The organism is Streptomyces sp. NPDC054783 (assembly GCF_053611725.1).
On the sequence record NZ_JBSHAY010000024.1, the window covers coordinates 92,881 to 110,852 of the forward strand.

At 70.3% G+C, this 17,972-nt stretch carries 13 protein-coding genes and 4 pseudogenes; 4 read left to right on the plus strand and 13 right to left on the minus strand.

Annotated features, from left to right (window positions below; genetic code table 11):
* Nucleotides 1-36: 36 nt before the first annotated feature.
* Nucleotides 37-1,491, plus strand: coding sequence for a peptidoglycan D,D-transpeptidase FtsI family protein (locus tag ACWGJ5_RS32825; protein ID WP_453313258.1), 1,455 nt, complete (start codon nucleotides 37-39; stop codon nucleotides 1,489-1,491).
* A gap of 7 nt (nucleotides 1,492-1,498) precedes the next feature.
* On the opposite strand, the gene ACWGJ5_RS32830 is transcribed toward ACWGJ5_RS32825, so the two are convergent.
* A complete protein-coding gene (locus ACWGJ5_RS32830; protein WP_453313259.1) occupies nucleotides 1,499-2,896 on the minus strand; it encodes an NCS2 family permease in 1,398 nt (465 codons plus the stop codon).
* 169 nt (nucleotides 2,897-3,065) lie between these two features.
* Between ACWGJ5_RS32830 and ACWGJ5_RS32835 the strand changes: the two genes are divergently transcribed.
* Both ACWGJ5_RS32835 and ACWGJ5_RS32840 read left to right on the plus strand, forming a co-directional pair.
* The gene (locus ACWGJ5_RS32835) at nucleotides 3,066-3,635 is read left to right on the plus strand and encodes a SigE family RNA polymerase sigma factor (protein WP_453313260.1); all 570 of its coding nucleotides are present in this window, start codon (nucleotides 3,066-3,068) and stop codon (nucleotides 3,633-3,635) included.
* Nucleotides 3,632-4,480, plus strand: coding sequence for a hypothetical protein (locus ACWGJ5_RS32840; protein WP_453313261.1), 849 nt, complete (start codon nucleotides 3,632-3,634; stop codon nucleotides 4,478-4,480). Before ACWGJ5_RS32835 ends, ACWGJ5_RS32840 begins: the two co-directional genes overlap by 4 nt.
* A gap of 119 nt (nucleotides 4,481-4,599) precedes the next feature.
* Here the strand turns inward: ACWGJ5_RS32840 and ACWGJ5_RS32845 are convergent, their stop codons facing one another.
* The 12 genes and pseudogenes from ACWGJ5_RS32845 to araD form a co-directional block, all read right to left on the minus strand.
* Nucleotides 4,600-5,397 (minus strand): HAD family acid phosphatase, encoded by a 798-nt coding sequence (locus ACWGJ5_RS32845; RefSeq protein WP_453313262.1) that lies wholly within the window; start codon nucleotides 5,395-5,397, stop codon nucleotides 4,600-4,602.
* Nucleotides 5,398-5,550: 153 nt separating this feature from the next.
* Nucleotides 5,551-6,331 (minus strand): annotated as a pseudogene (locus tag ACWGJ5_RS32850) (hypothetical protein).
* 406 nt (nucleotides 6,332-6,737) lie between these two features.
* The gene (locus ACWGJ5_RS32855; RefSeq protein WP_453313263.1) at nucleotides 6,738-7,859 is read right to left on the minus strand and encodes a pectinesterase family protein; all 1,122 of its coding nucleotides are present in this window, start codon (nucleotides 7,857-7,859) and stop codon (nucleotides 6,738-6,740) included.
* A gap of 67 nt (nucleotides 7,860-7,926) precedes the next feature.
* Nucleotides 7,927-9,243, minus strand: coding sequence for a pectate lyase family protein (locus tag ACWGJ5_RS32860; protein ID WP_453313264.1), 1,317 nt, complete (start codon nucleotides 9,241-9,243; stop codon nucleotides 7,927-7,929).
* 25 nt (nucleotides 9,244-9,268) lie between these two features.
* Nucleotides 9,269-9,688, minus strand: a pseudogene (locus ACWGJ5_RS32865) (rhamnogalacturonan acetylesterase); the annotation flags it as partial.
* Nucleotides 9,689-9,696: 8 nt separating this feature from the next.
* Nucleotides 9,697-11,037: an ABC transporter substrate-binding protein gene (locus ACWGJ5_RS32870; RefSeq protein WP_453313265.1), complete on the minus strand. Its 1,341-nt coding sequence runs from the start codon at nucleotides 11,035-11,037 to the stop codon at nucleotides 9,697-9,699.
* 48 nt (nucleotides 11,038-11,085) lie between these two features.
* A pseudogene (locus ACWGJ5_RS32875) lies at nucleotides 11,086-11,821 on the minus strand (family 43 glycosylhydrolase).
* The gene (locus tag ACWGJ5_RS32880) at nucleotides 11,818-12,672 is read right to left on the minus strand and encodes a DUF6807 domain-containing protein (protein WP_453313266.1); all 855 of its coding nucleotides are present in this window, start codon (nucleotides 12,670-12,672) and stop codon (nucleotides 11,818-11,820) included. The pseudogene ACWGJ5_RS32875 and the gene ACWGJ5_RS32880 overlap by 4 nt, the downstream one beginning before the upstream one ends.
* A complete protein-coding gene (locus ACWGJ5_RS32885) occupies nucleotides 12,669-13,823 on the minus strand; it encodes a Gfo/Idh/MocA family protein (RefSeq protein ID WP_453313267.1) in 1,155 nt (384 codons plus the stop codon). The genes ACWGJ5_RS32880 and ACWGJ5_RS32885 overlap by 4 nt, the downstream gene beginning before the upstream one ends.
* Complete coding sequence (locus tag ACWGJ5_RS32890; RefSeq protein WP_453313268.1) at nucleotides 13,820-14,704, minus strand: carbohydrate ABC transporter permease; 885 nt, start codon at nucleotides 14,702-14,704, stop codon at nucleotides 13,820-13,822. Before ACWGJ5_RS32890 ends, ACWGJ5_RS32885 begins: the two co-directional genes overlap by 4 nt.
* Nucleotides 14,701-15,636 (minus strand): carbohydrate ABC transporter permease, encoded by a 936-nt coding sequence (locus ACWGJ5_RS32895; protein ID WP_453313269.1) that lies wholly within the window; start codon nucleotides 15,634-15,636, stop codon nucleotides 14,701-14,703. Before ACWGJ5_RS32895 ends, ACWGJ5_RS32890 begins: the two co-directional genes overlap by 4 nt.
* Nucleotides 15,637-15,785: 149 nt before the next feature.
* Complete coding sequence (araD, locus tag ACWGJ5_RS32900) at nucleotides 15,786-17,516, minus strand: L-arabinonate dehydratase (protein ID WP_453313307.1); 1,731 nt, start codon at nucleotides 17,514-17,516, stop codon at nucleotides 15,786-15,788.
* Nucleotides 17,517-17,545: 29 nt separating this feature from the next.
* Here araD and ACWGJ5_RS32905 point away from each other — a divergent pair.
* Nucleotides 17,546-17,965 (plus strand): annotated as a pseudogene (locus tag ACWGJ5_RS32905) (RNA-guided endonuclease InsQ/TnpB family protein); the annotation flags it as partial.
* Nucleotides 17,966-17,972 lie beyond the last annotated feature (7 nt).

The following is a 17,972-nucleotide window of genomic DNA, read 5'->3' on the forward strand; positions in this document are numbered from 1 at the left end:
AACGATCGACCCCGTCCCGATCGTCTTCGGAGCGGGATGAACAAGACGATCAGGCGGGCGTCCGTCTTCGCGCTGCTGCTCGTGCTCGCTCTGCTGGTCAGGGCGACCTGGGTGCAGTTCTACGACGGCAAGGCCCTCGCGGACGACAACGACAACCGGCGCAACGCGATCCAGACGTACTCGCGGCCGCTCGGGAACATCATCGTGGCCGGGAACGCGATCACCGGCTCCACCCGGACCAAGGGGAGCGACCTCGCATACAAGCGGACGTACACGGACGGCAGGCTCTACGCGGCGGTGACGGGCTACGCCTCGCAGGCCTATGCCCCCACGCAGCTGGAGGGCATCTACAAGGACCTGCTCAACGGCACGGACAACCGGCTGAAGACCGTGCTGGACACGCTCACCGGCAAGCGCGCCGACCCGGGCAACGTGCTCAGCACGATCGACCCGGACGTGCAGAAGGCGGCCTACCGCGCGCTCGGCGACAAGAAGGGCGGCGCCGTCGCGATCGACCCGAAGACCGGCAAGATCCTCGCGGCGGTGTCCACACCGTCGTACGACCCCTCCGCGCTGACCGACGCCAACACGGCCGGCTCGGCCTGGAAGCAGCTCAACGCGGACGAGGACAAGCCGCTCACCAACCGCGCGCTGCGCCAGCCGCTGCCGCCGGGCTCGACCTTCAAGCTGGTCGTGGCGGCGGCCGCGCTGGAGGACGGGCTGTACAAGAACGTGGACGAACGGACCGACAGCCCCGACCCGTACACCCTGCCGGGCACGGTCCGCGAGCTGACCAACGAGAACAGGTCCGCACCGTGCAGGAACGCCCCGATCCGCGTCGCCCTGCAGTACTCCTGCAACAACGTCTTCGGCCACATGGCCGTCCAGCTCGGCCAGGACAAGGTGCGGTCCATGGCCGAGAAGTTCGGCTTCAACGACGACGCGCAGGACGTTCCGGTGCGGGCCTACCCCAGCGTGTACCCCTCGAACATGGACAAGGCGCAGACCGGACTGTCCGGCATCGGCCAGTTCGACGTCACCGCGACCCCGCTGCAGATGGCCATGGTGTCCGCGGCCATAGCCAACGGCGGCAAGCTGGTCTCGCCGCATCTGGTGTCGCAGATCACCGACAGTGGCGGTGCTGTGCTGCAGAACTACGACGACAACGCGGACACCAAGGAGATCGTCAGTTCCTCCACGGCCGAGCAGCTGCAGTCGGCCATGGAGACGGTGGTCAAGGACGGCACCGGCACGAACGCCCTGGTCGACGGCGCCACCGTCGGCGGCAAGACCGGCACCGCCCAGCACGGCGAGAACAACAGCAAGACGCCGTACGCCTGGTTCACGTCCTTCGCCAAGTCCGACAGCAGCGGCAGGGAAGTGGCTGTCGCCGTGATGGTGGAGCAGTCGGACGCGGCGAGGTCGGAGGTCAGCGGCAACGGTCTGGCGGCGCCGGTGGCGAAGGCGATGATGCAGGCGGCGCTGAAGTGAGCAGCCCTCACTTCACCCCGAGAATCTGCTCGACCGGGTCGATCGCGAAGTACACGAGGAACAGCGCCGACACGGCCCACAACAGCCAGTTGACCTCCCGCGCCTTGCCCAGCACCGCCTTGATGACGACGTAGGACAGGAAGCCGGCCCCGATCCCGTCGGTGATGGAGTAGGTGAACGGCATCGCCGCGATGGTGAGGAACGCCGGGACGGCGATGTCGTACCGGTCCCAGTCGATGTGCTTGACGTGGGTCATCATCAGGAAGCCCACGGCGATCAGCGCGGGCGCCGCCGCCTGGAGCGGGACGATGGTGAGCAGCGGGGTGAGAAAGAGGGCGAGGCCGAACAGGCCGCCGGTGACGAGGTTGGCGAGGCCGGTGCGGGCGCCCTCGCCGACGCCGGCCGCGGACTCGATGTAGGCGGTGTTGGAGGAGGCGGAGCCGAGACCGCCGACGGCGGCCGCGGCGCCGTCGATGAACAGCACCCGGCCGATGCCGGGCACCTGCCCCTTCTCGTCCAGCAGCCCGGCCTCGGCGCTGATGCCGACGATCGTGCCCATGGCGTCGAAGAAGTCGGACAGGACGAGGGTGAAGACCAGCAGGACGGCGGTGAGGACGCCGGCCTTGGCGAAGCCGCCGAACAGGCTGAAGTGACCGATGAGCCCGAAGTCCGGTGCGGCGACGATCTTGTCGGGGACCTTGGGCGTGGTCAGGCCCCAGCTCTTGATGTCGGCGACGGCGTTGACGATGATCGCGACGACGGTCATCGTCACGATGCTGATGAGGATCGCGCCCTTCACCTTCCGGGCGATGAGCGCGATGGTCAGCAGCACGCCGAGGCAGAAGACGAGCACGGGCCAGCCGGTCAGGCGTCCGACGGCGCCCAGTTGCACGGGCACGGTGGTGTGCGCGGCGTCCGGGATGCGGCTGACGAACCCGGCGTCGACGAAGCCGATGAAGGCGATGAACAGGCCGATGCCGACACCGATGGCCTGCTTCAGCTGCTGCGGGATCGCGTTCATGATGGCCTCCCGCAGTCCGGTGAGGACCAGCAGGCAGATGAGCAGGCCCTCCAGGACCACCAGGCCCATCGCGTCGGGCCAGCTCATCAGCGGGGCCAGCTGGAGGGCGACGACGGCGTTGAGGCCGAGGCCGGCGGCGATGGCGAGCGGGAGGTTGCCGCCGACGCCCATGACGATCGTCATCACGCACGCCACCAGCGCGGTGGCGGTGACGAGTTGGCCGGTGTCCAGCGTGTGCCCGAACTTGTCCTTGGCGCTGCCCAGGATGATCGGGTTCAGGACAAGGATGTAGGCCATGGTGAAGAACGTGGCGAAGCCGCCGCGTATCTCCCGGCCGAACGTGGATCCCCGCTCGGAGACTCTGAAGTACCGGTCCACTGACATGGTGCCACTCCTCGTGACCTGGTGATCGGCTTGCGGATGCTGGCTGGATTGTTCCCCTGTTCAACCTGTTTCAGGTTTTCCCTGTGTTACGGAATCCGGTTCGGTGGACCACACGTTGTCCGGCCCCCCGTACAGTCACCTCCAGAGCCGCACCGAGAGGAGGTCCCCCGTGGGCACAGTCGTCGACGACGCCGCCTCCGTGGAGTTCCATGCCTTCTTCGAACGGCACTACACCGAACTCTCCCGTCTGGCTGCCCTGTTGACCGGGGACAAGGACGCCGCCGACGACCTGGCGGCGGACGCGCTGCTGGCGCTGTGGCACCGCTGGGACCGGGTGCGCGCGGCCGACCACCCGGTGGCGTACGCGCGGGGCGTGGTCGCCAACCTGGCCCGCACCCGGATCCGCAGCGCGGTGCGCGAACGCCGCAGGATCGCGCTGTTCTGGCCGCACCACGAGGAGAGGACCGAGAACCCGGACGTGGCCGGGGTCGTGGACGTACAGGAGGCGCTGCGCAGACTGCCGTTCCGCAAACGGGCGTGTGTGGTGCTCCGGCATGCGTTCGACCTGTCGGAGAAGGACACTGCGCTCGCGCTCGGCGTCTCGGTGGGTACGGTGAAGAGCCAGACGTCCAGGGGGATGGCCGAACTCCAGCGCCTGCTCGGCCCCCAGGGCGATCCGCGGCGGCTGCACGCGGCGATGGCGGCCCGCGGCGGCGAGAGCGGAGGACGGAACCGATGAGGCGGCAGGACGTGCACGACGAGCTGCGCGCCCGGCTGCACGAGGCGGCCGAGGCCCACGAACCCGACCGCGCGCGCATCCTGGCCCGCGTGGAGCGCGGCATGGCCGCGCGGACCGGCCCCTCCGGCCACCGGACCACGCGTCGGCCGGTGTCCGGCTGGCTGCGGGTGGCCGGCGCCACGGCGGCGGCCGGAGTACTCGCCGTCGGCGGTTACGCGGTGGCCTCCGCGGTCCGCGGCGACCGGCCGGCCCGGCAGACGGTCGCGGTCTCCCCGACGCCGGTCTCCTCGCCGGAGAGGACCGGGCGTCCTGCGGCGCATTCCGCCGATCCGGTGCCCGGCCCGGGCACCCCGGGCCCGTCCCGCACCCCGAGTGCTGCCACGCCCTCCCGGACACCGACGACCTCCCGGACACCGACGGCCTCCCGGCGACCGCACGTGGCCCATGGCGCGCAGGACGGGCCCCTGTGGTCGGACGGCTCGGTGGACCCGCACAGCAACGACTTCTGGGCGCAGAGCGACGTGACCCTGAAGGCCTCCAAGCAACTGACCGCCCTCACTGTCCAGTTGAAGGTCGCACAGACCGGCGGGGTGTCTTCGGCGGGGGCCTGGCGATCCCTGCCGGAGGAGGACTTCACGCAGAGCGTCGTGGAAAGGGACGGGTTCGTCGTCTGCACCTGGACCCTCAAGGACGGCCGTGCAGTTCCCGCCGGGCAGTGGGTGTTCGCGGGGCAGTACGACCATGCGCGGGGCGGACGGGACGCGAAGGACGACAGCTACACCATCACCGGCACCGCAGATGACAACCAGTACGTGGTGAAGGGCGACTTCACCACCCACGGTTGACTCAAGGAGAGCCGCAGGGCTCAATCCACGGTCGCCGCCCCGCCGGCCCCCGCCACGGCATGGTGCTGCCGGTGACGGGGGCCGGGTACGAGCGGCTGCTCAGGACGTACGGCCGGCGCTCAGCTGACGAAGTACGTCGGGTTCGGCAGCTTGTACGTGCGGTCGGCGTAGCCGCCGTCGAGGTCCGAGTACTGGTCGCCGAAGTTGGCGATGATCTCGTACCCCAGGTCGTCCTCGATGTGCTTGCGCGTCCCGGACTTGTACTGCACGGTCGTGCAGTTCCAGGCGGTCGGGGTGGCGCAGTCGCTCAGGTAGGCCGGCGGGTTGGCCTTGTCCTTGAGGAACATGTGGTCGGTGTCGAGGTTCACGTCGGCGCCGACCTTCTTCAGGTTCGCGACCGCGGCGACGCGCTGGGCCTCGCTCAGACCGGAGTTGTAGAAGACCTCCACGCCCTTGGACTCGGCGTACTGGACCAGCTCGGGGCTGCCGAAGACGGCCGGGCGGTCGGCGCGGTTCACGTAGTCGTTCCACGTGGTGGGGTTGTACGTGTAGTTGTAGCGCTTCTCGTAGTCGAGGCTGAGCAGCAGCGTGTCGTCGATGTCGAAGACGACGGCCGGCTTCTCACCATGACGGTGCGCCTTGCGGGCCGCCTTGTCGATATAGCGCTTGGCGGCGGCGTCGATGCCGGCCAGGTCCTGGGCGTACGGGCTGTCCGGGGACGCCTGATAGACGCCGTTGCTGTCGGCGTGGGTGCCGTAGTAGGTGTCGATGTCCTTAACCAACTGCCCTATGTTGTAGGGCTCGTGGGTGGAGTTCGCCGTCGACTGCCCGGCGGTGGCCACGCCCGCGCCGTACAGCGCGACACCGGCGAGAGCACAGGCCGCACCGGCGGCAACGACTCTGTGGGACTTCCGCATGGATTCTCCGGATCTGGTGGATGAGAGTGATGTACCAGGTCAGGGACTATCTACGCGCATAACAACCGGCGCTGGGAGGCCTGTTATCCGATCGATACAGTGTTCTGCGTGATCGGCGTGCACGGGCAGGGGAACCGGGAGAACGAACCCGGGTTACCGGCCGGAGGACTTCGTCGCGGACGGCGCTCTGCGCGACGTCTGCGTCTGGAACGTCGTGCCCGGCAGCCGCAAGCCGGACGGCTCCCGGCGTTGTACACCGTCGTCGCGTCCGTGGAGACGAAGGACGGCGTGGAGATGCCGGAGTCCCAGTTGTTGCCGGCCGAGACGACGTTCGAGCCCTTGCCGACCAGGCCGCTGCCGTTGCCGACCGCCAGGTTCTTGCCGAGCCTCGCGGAGCTCGTCGCGAAGTAGTGACCCCGCTTGGCGTTCGCGTACGGTCGCAGTTGCCGTAACTGTCCAGGTTCTTCACGGTGTTGTTCACCGTGCCGTCTCCGGTGAGCGTGAAGCCGGAGTCTCCGCCGTCGATCGTCTTGATGCTGTTCCAGTACGTCCCGGTACAGGACTGGCAGACGACCGCGCTGTCCGGGGAGTTCTGGAAGGTGATGTCGGAGACGTTCCAGTGGTCGGCCGTCGGTTTGAAGATCCACGCGCCGGACGGGAGCGAGGAGCCGTCGATCCTGACCGTCTCCGAGCCGTACGCGGTGAGCGTGATCGGGGACGAGACAGTGCCGTCGGCCGTGGACTGCAGGGTGGCCGTCGGGTAGTAGGTGCCGCCGCGGACCTGGATGACCTCATCGGCGGTGGCGTTCTTGATGGCGTTCGCCAGGTCGGTGGAGTTGCCGACCAGGGTGGCCGCGTGGGCGGGCGTGCTGAGCAGGCCGAGGCCGGCACCGGCCATGGACAGGGCGAGGAGCGTGCTCTTGATGCGACGCATGACGTACGGGTCCTTTTCGTCGGCTCAGAGCGAGCGGGTCGGTCGACGGAGGTTCCGGTCGCCGAGGTGGGCCGCCGGGGTGTGCAGCGCGGCCTCGGCATCGGTGAGCTGCGGCCGGTTGGCGGGGAGGGTGACCACCGCGCCACGACGACGTCACGGGGTCGCCGGTGATCCCGCGCAGGGTCAGCTCCGCCTCGTCCGCGGGTACGCCGACCACTTCGCGGTACGTCCCCGGGTGCACGAGGACCGTGTCCCCGGGGCCACTTGTCGCGTCCACTGCGGCCTGCACCGAGTCGCCGGGACGGACGTGCAGGATCCGGCGGCGGTCGCGGGCGAAGGCCGTCCGGGGTGCCGAGTGCCGTCGCGCCACCGGCGAGTCCCCCGAGGAGTGTGCGCCTGCGGAGCATCAGCACCGCTCCCACGGCGTCCAGTCCCCCAGATGGCCCTCCCAGGTCGCCGACTCGGCCTGCCCGTCGGTGAGTTGGGGACGGTTTTCCGGGACGGTGACGACCGCTCCGGGGCCGGTGTCGCGGTACTCGGCGAACCGCTGCCGCTGCCAGGGGTAGGCGTCCGACATGTTCGTGTAGGGGGCGGCCGCGTCGACGCCGGGGCCGAGCCAGGTGTCGCGGACGGTGAGCATCGGGCGGGCGGTGGGGTCGGAGCCGGGCACCCAGGGGCGGGCCAGCTTGTAGTACGCGTCCGGGGCGGCACTGCTGATCCGGCCGCGGACGACGAGGTGGCCGCGCGGGTTGGCGACGGCGGTGGAGGGGGCGAAGACGAATCCGTAGGGGGCCGTGGCCAGGTCCGTGCGGTTCAGTGTGTGGAAGTGGCAGTGCTCGTACACCGCCGTCGCCCGGCCGAAGACGAAGTCGACGTCTCCCTCGACGTAGCAGTGCGCGTAGTACTGGCGGGCGAAGGCGGACAGGGCCATGGAGTCGGCGTACAGGGTGTCCTGGTGGCCGAGGAAGCGGCAGTGCAGGAAGGCGCTGCGGTCGCCCTGCACCTTGACGGCGACCGCCTGGGTGCCGCTGATGCCGGGGTGGTCGGCGCGCAGCCAGTCGTTGGCGAAGGTGATCCAGCGCGCGGTGAAGCCGTCGGCCTGCAGGGTCGTCGTCGCGGAGCCGGTGGTGCCGTAGGTGCCGCCGCCGGGCTTGGGGGTGCCGGCCGCGTTGTCGTAGACGATGACGACGTCCCGGGGGTTATCGGTGGCGCCGATCCAGGTCATCTCCGTACGGCTCGCATCGACGGCAACCGTCTCCCGGTAGGTGCCGGGGGCGAGGACGAGGGTGGGGCCGCTGCCGGAGGCGGCGGTGACGGCGGCCTGGACGGTGGTGAAGTCGCCCCGGCCCTGGGGGTCGGCGTACAGGGTCTGCGGGGTGAGGCGGCGGGCCGGGGAGCCGTATCGGCCGAACGGGCGCAGGGCCTGAAGGGCTTGGGCAGGCACGGAGGTGAGGGCGAGCGCGGCGCCGGCCCCGGCGCTCGCGGCGACGAAACCCCGTCTGGACAGCGGGAGTCGGGGGGAGGGCATGGCTGTGCTCCTTCGCTGTGCGGCTCTGGAAGGGGACGGCCGGGGCGGCGCGCCCCGGCCGGTGGGGTCAGCGCAGGTGTCCGGCGCCGGCGCAGTGGTCGACGAGGCCGGGGACCGCCTGCGGCGGGTCGACCCTGGTGCGCAGGGTCGGGGTCCAGCCGGCGGCGGACTGCAGGATCTCGCCCGGCACCTGGGCGTTGTGCACGGCGATCAGGTCGGTCGGGGCGCCGTTGACGTAGTTGTCGTCGGCGGTGAGCGGCGCCTCCTTCCACTTCTTCAGGATGCGGCCCGCCTGCGCCCCGTCCGGCAGCGTGAAGGCGTTGTGCTCGGCGACGAGCTGGGACTCCATGCCGATGCCGTAGCTGTAGCCGTAGCCGTCCCCGGCGACGAAGTGGTTGTCGTACGAGTCCACCTGCCCGAACCGCACGCGCGGGGCCCGCTCGACGAGGTTCGCGAACAGGTTGTGGTGGAAGGTGACCTTCAGGTGCCCCCGGTCCACGGCGGCGGTGGACGCGCTGTCGCTGTTGCCGATGAGGATCGTCTTGTCGTGGTTCTCGAAGACGTTCCAGGAGGCGGTGACGTGGTCGGCGCCCTTGACGATGTCCATCTCGCCGTCGTGCTGTTCGTAGATGCGGCCGTAGTAGTACGGCAGCGCGCTGTCCGGATGGGCGCCGTCCGTGAAGGTGTTGTGGTCCGCCCACACGTGCGTGCCGCCGTAGATGTCCATGCTGTCGTACTCGGAGTTCCAGTTGCCGTCGGCGGTGTCGGTCGGGTCCCACTGCGGGAAGCAGTCGAGGGGGCTCTCGAAGCTCAGGTTGCGGACGATGACGTTGTCGACGCCCTTGATCTGCAGGCTGGCGCCCTTGAAGCCGGCGTCCTTGCCGATGCCGACGATCGTGGTGTTCGCGGGGACGTAGGCCTTGATGTAGGCGTCCTGTTCGGCCTCGGAGGCGCGGCGCAGTCCCTCGGGGCTGTCGTCGGGCTCGCCGTCCAGGTTCTTGCCGCGGCCCCACACCGCCGGGTCGTAGGTCTTCAGGTAGGTGGCGAAGTCGTAGCCGGGCACGGCGAAGGTGTCGCAACTGGGCCCGTCGGCGTCGATGGTGCCCCGCACTCTGATGATCCTGGGCGCGGTGCCGCCGTCGGTCAGGGCCGCCTTGAACTGGTCCCAGGTGGTGACGGTGTAGACGTGCGCGGGGTCGGCGGCGGCACCGCCGGTGGTCCCGGTGCCGTACGCGGCCCAGCCGTCCTTGGCGGGCAGCACCTCGCGGTCGAGACCGGCGCGCGGGCCGGTCCGGGCCGAGGCGGTGCCGGTGACCGCCAGTACGAGCGCCGTGCAGCCCACGAGCGTCGCTATGACACGTCCATGACATTTCTGTGTACGCACCGTGCGGCTCTCCTCGTCGGAAAGGTCAGGATTCCGGAGCCGGCGGCCAGGTGATCCAGGACGCCGGGATGTCCTCGTGCAGCCGTACGACGTCCGGCCGGTCCAGCACCCGCGTGCGCAGCGACTCCTGCGCCACGAGCCGGGCCACGGCGATGGCGCCGGGCGGATTGAAATGCGTGTCGTCCTGCTCGGTGGCGGTCCAGTTGAAGTAGTTCTTCGTCTCCTCGACCCCGAGCCGTTGCCACAGCGCGAGCGACAGCGCCTCGATGTCGAGCAGCGGGACGTCCTCCTCCTTCGCGAGCGCGCGCATGGCCGCCGGATAGTCGCCGTGGGTGGGCACGGCGTTCCCGTCGGCGTCGAACCTGCGCCGCTCCACGGGGGTGGCGAGGACGGGGCGGGCGCCATGAGAGCGGGCGCCGTCGACGTAGAGCCGCAGGTACTGCTGTAGGGACATCAGTGGTTCTTCTTCCAGTCCGCCTGAGCCTTGTCGATCTGGTCGGCCAGCGTGTCCAGGAACTGCTTCGCGCTCATCCTGCCCAGCAGCAGCTTCTGGAAGTTCGGCTCGTTGCCGGCCTTGGAAATGGTGTTCCAGTCGGGCAGGTAGTACGGCAACTGGACGATCTTCGTGTCGGCCCCGTTCAGCGCGTCAGCGGCCAGCTTCGTCGGCTCGGCGGACTGGATCCACGCGTCCTTCGCAGCGTCCGTGTTAGCCGGCACCTGCCCCGCCGACTCGTTGAACTTGGAGTTCTCCTCGTGCGAGACGGCGAACTCGATGAACTTCCAGGCGGCCGCCTTGTTCCTGCTCGACCTGAACAGGCTGAGCCCGTCCACCGGATTGGACACCTGCACTCGGGTGCCGTCGTCCAGCGTGGGGTTCGGAATGCCCCGGAACCTGTCCTCGCCCAGTGCCTTCAGGTGGTCCTGGTAGGACCCCAGGTTGTGGCTCAGCATGCCGATCGTGCCGCTGTCCCACTGGGCGACCATCTTCGTGAAGTCGTTGTTGACGTCGGCGGACGGGGTGTCCTTCTTGTAGAGCGCGACGTACTTCTCCAGCGCGGCGACGTTCCTGGGGTCGTTGACGGTGGTCTTGTCCCCGTTCCAGAACGAGGTGATGCCGGTCTGCCCGTACACCGCGTCCAGAGCGGGCGCGATGGAGCCCTCGCCGCCCCGGATCGTGAAGCCGAACTCGTTCTTGCCCCTGTCCGTCAGCCTGCCGGCGGCCGTGTAGAACTTCGACCAGGTGGTCGGGGCGTCCAGGCCCGCCTTTTTGAACAGGTCCGTCCGGTACCACAGCGTGCCGTTGTTGGCGGAGGTCGGCACCTGGTACAGCGTGTCCCCGCCGCCTGCCGCCTTGCTGACGTCGATCAGGTTCCGGCTCAGCCTGCCGTTCAGGGAACTCTTCTGCAGGCGGGTGTCCAGCGGTTCCAGCGCGTTCTGGGCCACGACCTCGGCGAGCATCGCGGTGCCCACGCCGCCGACGTCGGGCAGCCCGCCGCCCTGGATCGCGGTGTCGTACTTGGACTGGGCGCTCGCCGCCGGGATGCCGACGTAGTCCACCTTGATGTCCGGGTACTTCTTCTCGAAGTCGGCGATGATCTGCTTCCAGATGTCGGTGCGGACACCGCCGTTGTTGTCCCAGAAGGTGATCGTGCCCTTGCCGGAACCCTCGCCGCCCTTGTCCCCCGCGCCGCCGCTGCCGTCGTCGCCGCAGGCGGTGGCGGTCAGCGCGAGGACGGAACCGAGGGCGACGGCCATGGCGGCGCGCCTGCTTCTGCGGATGCTGCTGCTCTTCATGCGTCGGCTCTCTTCTTCTCGAAGTCTTCTCGAAGGACTGCGCAAGGACTACGACGACGTGATCCGGAACCGGGTGAAGGTGGCTGCCCCCGCGTGCCCCGGTCCCTCGGGGGCGACGGCGAACAGGCCGAGCAGGGCGCCCACCCAGCGCCAGGGGGCGGCCGCGAACACCGGTCCGGACGGGCGGAAGCCGTCCCCGGCCTCGTACGAGAACCGGCAGCGCGCGCCCGTCCCGGCCTCGATCCGCAGCCGGGCCCGCCCCTCGGGCGCCGGACAGGACACCGCGACGTCCCGCTCCCTCCCCCACTGCCCGAAAGGCGTGGGAGGTGCCCTGCCAGCCGGTCTCCACTCCCCCGGCGGGCGCGAGGATCCAGAACCAGCCGTCGTGCCGGTAGAGCTTGGGGCCCTCCAGGGTGAACCAGCCGGGGATGCGGTCGCCGTCGACGATCACCTTGCCCTCGTCCAGCAGGGAGGTGCCGTCGGGGTGCATCCGGTGGCCGGTGAGGCGGTTCTTGATGCCGTTCCAGAAGCGGTCGTCGTGGTGCCGGATCGAGGGTGCCCAGACCCCTCGGTCGTGCCGTGGGGACGCGAACTCCGCCTCGGGTTGCAGGCGTTCGAGGGCGTGCCCCACGAGGGTCCAGTTCACCAGGTCGCGCGAGTGCAGCAGGGGCAGGCCGGGGGCGCGGCCGAAGCTGGAGGCGGTGAGGTAGAAGTCGTCGCCGACACGGACCACGTCCGGGTCGGACCAGTCCGCGTTCAGGACAGGGGCGGCGTAGGTGTTCACGGGCTCACCGCCTTCCGCACGAGTGCGGCCGCCTCGTCCCGGTCCAGCCGGCCGTCGGCGACGACGGTGACGATCCGCCGTACGACGGTGTCGCCGGGCTCGACGGTCAGCCGCTCGGTGTGGGCCAGCGACGAGCCGACGCCGGGGTACTCGGCGGCGCGCACGAACCACGGGTCGCGGCGGGTCTCCTCGGTGGCCCCGGCGAAGACCAGCGTCCATCCGGCCCCGGCGAGGGCCAGCCAGCCGGCGGGGCCGCCGTGCACCTCGGCCTCGCCCGCGCGGTCGGCGGTGAAGACGTCCGCTGTCTGTGCCCCCGCGTCTTCCTTGCGGGCCCGCCAGAAGAAGCCGCCGTAGGCCGCGCCGGGCCGCCCGTTGGTGGCGGGGCTGCCGATCGACAGCGCGCCCGGGGTGACGTTGGTGAGGGAGAAGGTGAAGTCCAGCGCCCAGGCCCGGTCGGTGAGTTCGGTGGCGGCGACGGTACGGCGTTCGCGCAGCAGCTCGCGTCCGGCGGCGACCCAGCGCAGCTGAGCCACGAACCCGTCGGGGTCGCGGAGCTGGAAGGCGGTGTGCCGCTGGGTGCCGTGGTTGTCGAGCTCGGTCGGGCCCCGGTCGCGCACGAAGGTGCGTCCGCCCCAGAAGTTGTACCCCTCGACGTCGGGAACGGCGACACCGACGCCGAGGTGGTGCGTGTGGTCGGCGGGACCCAGCTCGGTGACCGCCGTGCCGGCCAGGGTGGTGACGGGGTGCAGATACGGGCGCGGGGAGAGGCGGGCGGGCAGTTCGGGCCGGGTGACGTACCGGGCGACCGGGCGGCCCGCGACCCGAAGGACCAGGGTGTCGGGGGAGGTCATCGGGTGCTCACCTCGTTCGGCGCCTTCGGCAGGACCCAGCCGGCGCCCAGTTCGGAGTAGAGGGCGAGGGTGTCGGCGGCGGCCGCGACCAGGCCGTCGACGCCGGGCACGACCCGGCGGTGCTCGGCGGGCAGCGGCCGCCAGGCGTCCTCCGGGAGCGGGAGCGGGTCGGGGGCGGTGCGGACGGCCTCGACGACCCGCATGAAGGCGCCCGTGTCGTCGGGCGGGACGAGCAGCTCCGCGCCGCCCTCCACGTGCCGGACCAGGTTGTCCAGCAGGTCGGTGCGGCCGTACTCGGTCTCCTCCGGGCCGTGGCCGGCGCGCTGGAGCAGCACCCGGTCCCGTTTGTACCAGAACGTGATCCGGCCGCTGCTGCCGTGCACCAGCACATAGGGCTCGCCCGGTTCCTCGGCGCACAGGGTCGCGGCGACCGTGACCGGGCCGCGCGGGGTGCTCACGCGGACGCAGGAGGTGTCGTCGGACTCGATGTCGTTCGCGCGCCGCAGCTCGGTCTCGATGCCGGTGACGTCCCCGGCACGGGTGGTGCCGAGCAGGGCGAGCCCGGTGGCGACGGCGTGGGCGAGCGGGTTGGTGAGGACACCGTCGACCACGTCGACGCCGTCCAGGCGCCGTCGGCCCGCCCAGGGCGCCCGCCGGAAGTAGGCCTCGTCCCTCGCCCACGCCCCGGCGCCACCGACCCCGAGGACCGCGCCGATCGCGCCTTCGGCGATGAGCCGCCGGATCGCGGGCACGGCGTGCGAGCCCAGCGACTGGAACCCGATCTGGCAGACCACGCCGGCCTTCGCGACCCCGTCGGCCATCCGCCGGAACTCGGCGTACGACGGCGCGGGCGGCTTCTCCAGCAGCACGTGCACGCCCCGTTCGGCGGCGGTCAGGGCGAGGTCGGTGTGGGTGGGGATCGGCGTGCATATCACCGCGATCCGGGCGCCGGTGGCATGGAGGAGGGCGCCGAGGTCGGCGGACTGCTCGGGCGCGCCGAGCCCGTCGGGGATCTCCTCCTCCGCCAGCGGGGTCAGTTCGCAGATGCCGGCGAGGCGGACGAGGCCCTGCCGCTGGAGCCGGCGGATGTTGTCCAGGTGCCGGCGGCCGTGGCCGCGCGCGCCCGCGAGAACGATCGGCAGGGTCATCATCCCTTCACCGCCCCCGCGCTGAAGCCGGTGATCAGCCACTTCTGGATGAAGGCGAACACGATCACCACCGGTACGGCCGCGATGATGCCGCCGGCCGCCAGCGCGCCCAGGTCGACGCTGTCGGCGCTCATCAGGGTGTTGAGGCCGACCGGGATGGTCTGCTTGCTCTGGTCGGAGAGGAACATCAGGGCGAACAGGAAGTGGTTCCAGGCGTGCACGAAGGCGAAGGAGCCGACGGCGATCAGCCCGGGCCGCAGCAGCGGCAGGACAACGATCCGGAAGGCCGCCATCCGGTTGCAGCCGTCCACCCAGGCGGCCTCCTCCAGGGAGTACGGCACGTTCCGGATGAACCCGCTGATGAGGATCATCGACAGCGGGAGCTGGAAGACGGTCTCGGCGATGATCACGCCGGCCAGGGAGTTGATCATCCGCAAGCTGGCGAAGATCCGGAACAGCGGGACCAGCAGCAGCGCGCCCGGCACGAACTGCGAGCACAGCAGCGCCAGCATGAAGCCCCGCTTGAGCCGGAAGTCGAAGCGGGCGAGCGCGTAGCCGGCGGCCAGGGCGACGACCGTGGTCAGCACCAGCGTGGCCAGACCGACGTAGACGCTGTTGGTGAAGTAGGTGCCGAAGTCCCGGTCGGTCCACACCTTCCGGAAGTGCTCGAAGGTCATCGGCCACGGCACGAGCGAGGTGGAGCCGGCCGGGCGCAGGGCGAACAGCAGGATCCAGTAGAAGGGGATCAGGGTGAAGAGAAGATAGATCGACAAGGGGACATAGATGTGCCGGCGCGGGACCTCGTCCCAGGCGCGGCGCCTCCTGCGGGCCCGGGCGGGCCCGGCGGCCACGCGCTCGGGTGCGGGAGCGACCTCGGTGATCACCTGGTCTCACCTCCGAACTTGCTCAGCCGCAGATAGACCATCGAGCAGAAGAGCAGGATCACGAACGCCACCGTGGTCAGGGCGGAGGCGTAGCCGAAGTCGTGGGCGTCGACGCTGGTGTTGGCGATGTACAGGGGAAGGGTCGTGGTCTCCCCCGCCGGGCCGCCGCCCGTCAGGGTGTAGAGCAGGTCGACGTTGTTGAACTCCCACACCGCCCGCAGCAGCGTGGACAGGACGATCGCGTCCTTCAGATGGGGCAGGGTGATGTGCCAGAACTGCTTGAGCCGGCTCGCCCCGTCGACCTCGGCGGCCTCGTACAGGTCCTTGGAGACGGACTGCAGGTCGGCGAGGACGAGGATCGCGAAGAAGGGCACCCCGCGCCAGAGATCGGCGACGACGGCCGCCGGGAAGACGGTCGAGGCGTCCGAGAGCCAGCTGGTGCCGTACGGCCCGAGCCCCGCGTCGGCGAGGTAACGGGTGACGCCCGTCTGGGAGTTGTAGAGCAGCACCCAGATAGCGGAGGTCAGCACGCCGGAGACGGCCCACGGGGAGAAGACCAGGGCGCGGCCCAGCGCCCGCCCGACGAAGGTCTGGTTGACGATGAGCGCCAGCGCCAGGCCGAACAGCAGCTGCAGGCCGACCTCGACCACGACCCACTTGGCGCTGAAGGTCAGCGTGTCCCAGAACTGGGGGTCGTGGGCGAAGATCTGCGTGAAGTTGCCGAGGCCCGCGAAGCCGTTCCGCCACGGCTTGGTCGGGTTGTAGTTCTGCAGGCTGTAGTAGAAGACGCTGAGCACCGGGTAGGCGATGAAGCCCAGCATCAGCAGGGCCGCCGGGGCGATCAGCAGGTACGGCAGCCTGCGCGGGGTCGCGGAGGCACGGCGCCGCCGGGGTGGCGCGGGCGGTTTCGCCACGGCTGCGGCTTGGGCCATGACTGTTCTCCGTTCGCATAGGGAGGGGCCGCCCGAAGGGCGTCGGTGACGGACGGTGGTCGGGTGACGGGCGGGGCGGTTACAGCGGGTGCAGGAAGCGCTTGCTACATACACATGGGTGAAGCGCTTCACCTCTCTCGATGCGTGGCTCAGCCGGCGTAGGGGTCCGGCACGTGGCCCGGCCGGGCCAGGAACTCGAAGTCGCAGCCGGTGTCGGCCTGCGTGATCTGTCCGTTGTAGAGCACGCCGTAGCCGCGCTCGTACCGGGCGGGCGGCGGGGTCCACGCGGCGCGCCGCCGCTGCAGCTCCGCGTCGTCCACGTGGAGACGGAGGCTGCGGGCCTCGACGTCCAGGGTGATGAGGTCGCCGGTGCGCACGAGGGCCAGGGGTCCGCCGACGTACGACTCCGGGGCGACGTGCAGCACACAGGCGCCGTAACTCGTGCCGCTCATCCGGGCGTCGGAGATCCGGACCATGTCCCGCACGCCCTGTCTGAGCAGGTGGTCGGGGATCGGAAGCATGCCGTACTCGGGCATGCCCGGGCCGCCCTTGGGTCCGGCGCCCCGCAGCACCAGCACACTGTCGGCGGTGATGCCGAGCGCGGGGTCGTTGATGGTGCGCTGCATGGTCCTGTAGTCGTCGAAGACGACGGCCGGGCCGGTGTGCTTCAACAGGCGGGGTTCGGCCGCGATGTGCTTGATGACCGCGCCGTCCGGGCAGAGGTTGCCGCGCAGGACGGCGACCCCGCCCTCGCCGGCGACCGGGTTGTCGCGGGGACGGATGACGTCGTCGTGGTGCACCTGCGCGCCTTCCAGTTGCTCGCGCAGGGTGTCGCACGACACCGTCGGCCGGTCCAGATGGAGCAGGTCGGTGATCCGGGACAGGAAGCCGGGCAGTCCGCCCGCGAAGTGGAAGTCCTCCATGAGGTACTTCCGGCCGCCGGGGCGGACGTTGGCGAGGACGGGCACGGTCCGGGCGATGCGGTCGAAGTCGTCCAGGGTGAGCTTCACCCCGGCCCGGCCGGCCATGGCGATCAGGTGGATCACGGCGTTGGTGGAGCCACCGAGGCCCAGGACCGTGGTGACCGCGTCCTCGAAGGCCTCACGCGTGAGGATCCGCGACAGCCTCCGGTCGTTCCGCACCAGCTCCACTGCCGTCATCCCGGCCCTGGCGGCCATCCGTTCGTGTCCGGAGTCGACGGCGGGAATGCTCGACGCGCCCGGCACGGTCACGCCGAGGGCCTCGGCGGCGGCGGTCAGCGTGGACGCCGTACCCATGGTCATGCAGTGCCCCGGGGAACGCGCGAGCCCGCTCTCCAGCTCGGTCATCTCGCAGTCGCCGATGAGACCGGCCCGCTTGTCGTCCCAGTACTTCCACATATCGGTACCGGAGCCGAGGACCTCGCCGCGCCAGTGGCCCGGGAGCATGGGCCCGGCGGGGACGAAGACGGCCGGGATGTCGACGGACGCGGCACCCATGAGCAGGGCCGGGGTGGACTTGTCGCAGCCGCCCATGAGCACCGCGCCGTCGACGGGGTACGACCGCAGCAGTTCCTCCGTCTCCAGCGCGAGCAGGTTGCGGTAGAGCATGGGGGTCGGCTTCTGGAAGGTCTCGCTGAGGGTGGAGACCGGGAATTCGAGAGGGAAGCCCCCGGCCTGCCACACGCCCCGCTTCACGGCCTGGGCGCGGTCCCGCAGATGCACATGGCACGGGTTGATGTCGGACCAGGTGTTGAGGATCGCGATGACCGGCTTGCCGAGGTGCTCCTCGGGGAGATAGCCGAGCTGGCGGGTGCGGGCGCGGTGGCTGAAGGAGCGCAACCCGTCGGTGCCATACCACTGGTGGCTGCGGAGTTCCTCCGGCTTCCTGCGGGGCGCGATCACCGGTGTACCTCCCTGAGCACCCTGGCCTCGCCACTCGACTCGTCCGCGACAACCAAGTGGTCGTGATCGAGGACCTGACCGTTCGGAACCTGCTGAAGAACGGCCGACCGGCCCGCGCCATCTCCGATGCCGTGTGGACCGAGTTCCGGAGGACACTGGAGTACGAGACCCAGTGGTACGGCCGCGAAGTGATCGCGGTGGACCGCTGGTTCCCCTCTTCGAAGCTGTGCTCCCACTGCGGCGCGCTCGCCGAGCGCATGCCGCTCGGCGTCCGCACCTGCACGTGCGACCGCTGCGGCACGACCCACGACCGGGACGTGAACGCGGCGCGCAACCTGTTGGCCGCCGGGCTGGCGGTGTCGGCCTGTGGAGCCGGTGTAAGACCTCAACGGAGTTCTCCGGGCGGGCAGTCGGCGGTGAAGCAGGAAACCCACGGGGGCGACCCGTGGAGTC

Excerpts from the sequence above, each read along its gene's own strand:
- ACWGJ5_RS32825 (WP_453313258.1), top strand. The coding sequence starts at position 37 with ATGAACAAGACGATCAGGCGGGCGTCCGTCTTCGCGCTGCTGCTCGTG.
- ACWGJ5_RS32830 (WP_453313259.1), bottom strand. The coding sequence starts at position 2,896 with ATGTCAGTGGACCGGTACTTCAGAGTCTCCGAGCGGGGATCCACGTTC.
- ACWGJ5_RS32840 (WP_453313261.1), top strand. The coding sequence starts at position 3,632 with ATGAGGCGGCAGGACGTGCACGACGAGCTGCGCGCCCGGCTGCACGAG.
- ACWGJ5_RS32845 (WP_453313262.1), bottom strand. The coding sequence starts at position 5,397 with ATGCGGAAGTCCCACAGAGTCGTTGCCGCCGGTGCGGCCTGTGCTCTC.
- ACWGJ5_RS32855 (WP_453313263.1), bottom strand. The coding sequence starts at position 7,859 with ATGCCCTCCCCCCGACTCCCGCTGTCCAGACGGGGTTTCGTCGCCGCG.
- ACWGJ5_RS32870 (WP_453313265.1), bottom strand. The coding sequence starts at position 11,037 with ATGAAGAGCAGCAGCATCCGCAGAAGCAGGCGCGCCGCCATGGCCGTC.
- ACWGJ5_RS32880 (WP_453313266.1), bottom strand. The coding sequence starts at position 12,672 with ATGACCTCCCCCGACACCCTGGTCCTTCGGGTCGCGGGCCGCCCGGTC.
- ACWGJ5_RS32885 (WP_453313267.1), bottom strand. The coding sequence starts at position 13,823 with ATGATGACCCTGCCGATCGTTCTCGCGGGCGCGCGCGGCCACGGCCGC.
- ACWGJ5_RS32895 (WP_453313269.1), bottom strand. The coding sequence starts at position 15,636 with ATGGCCCAAGCCGCAGCCGTGGCGAAACCGCCCGCGCCACCCCGGCGG.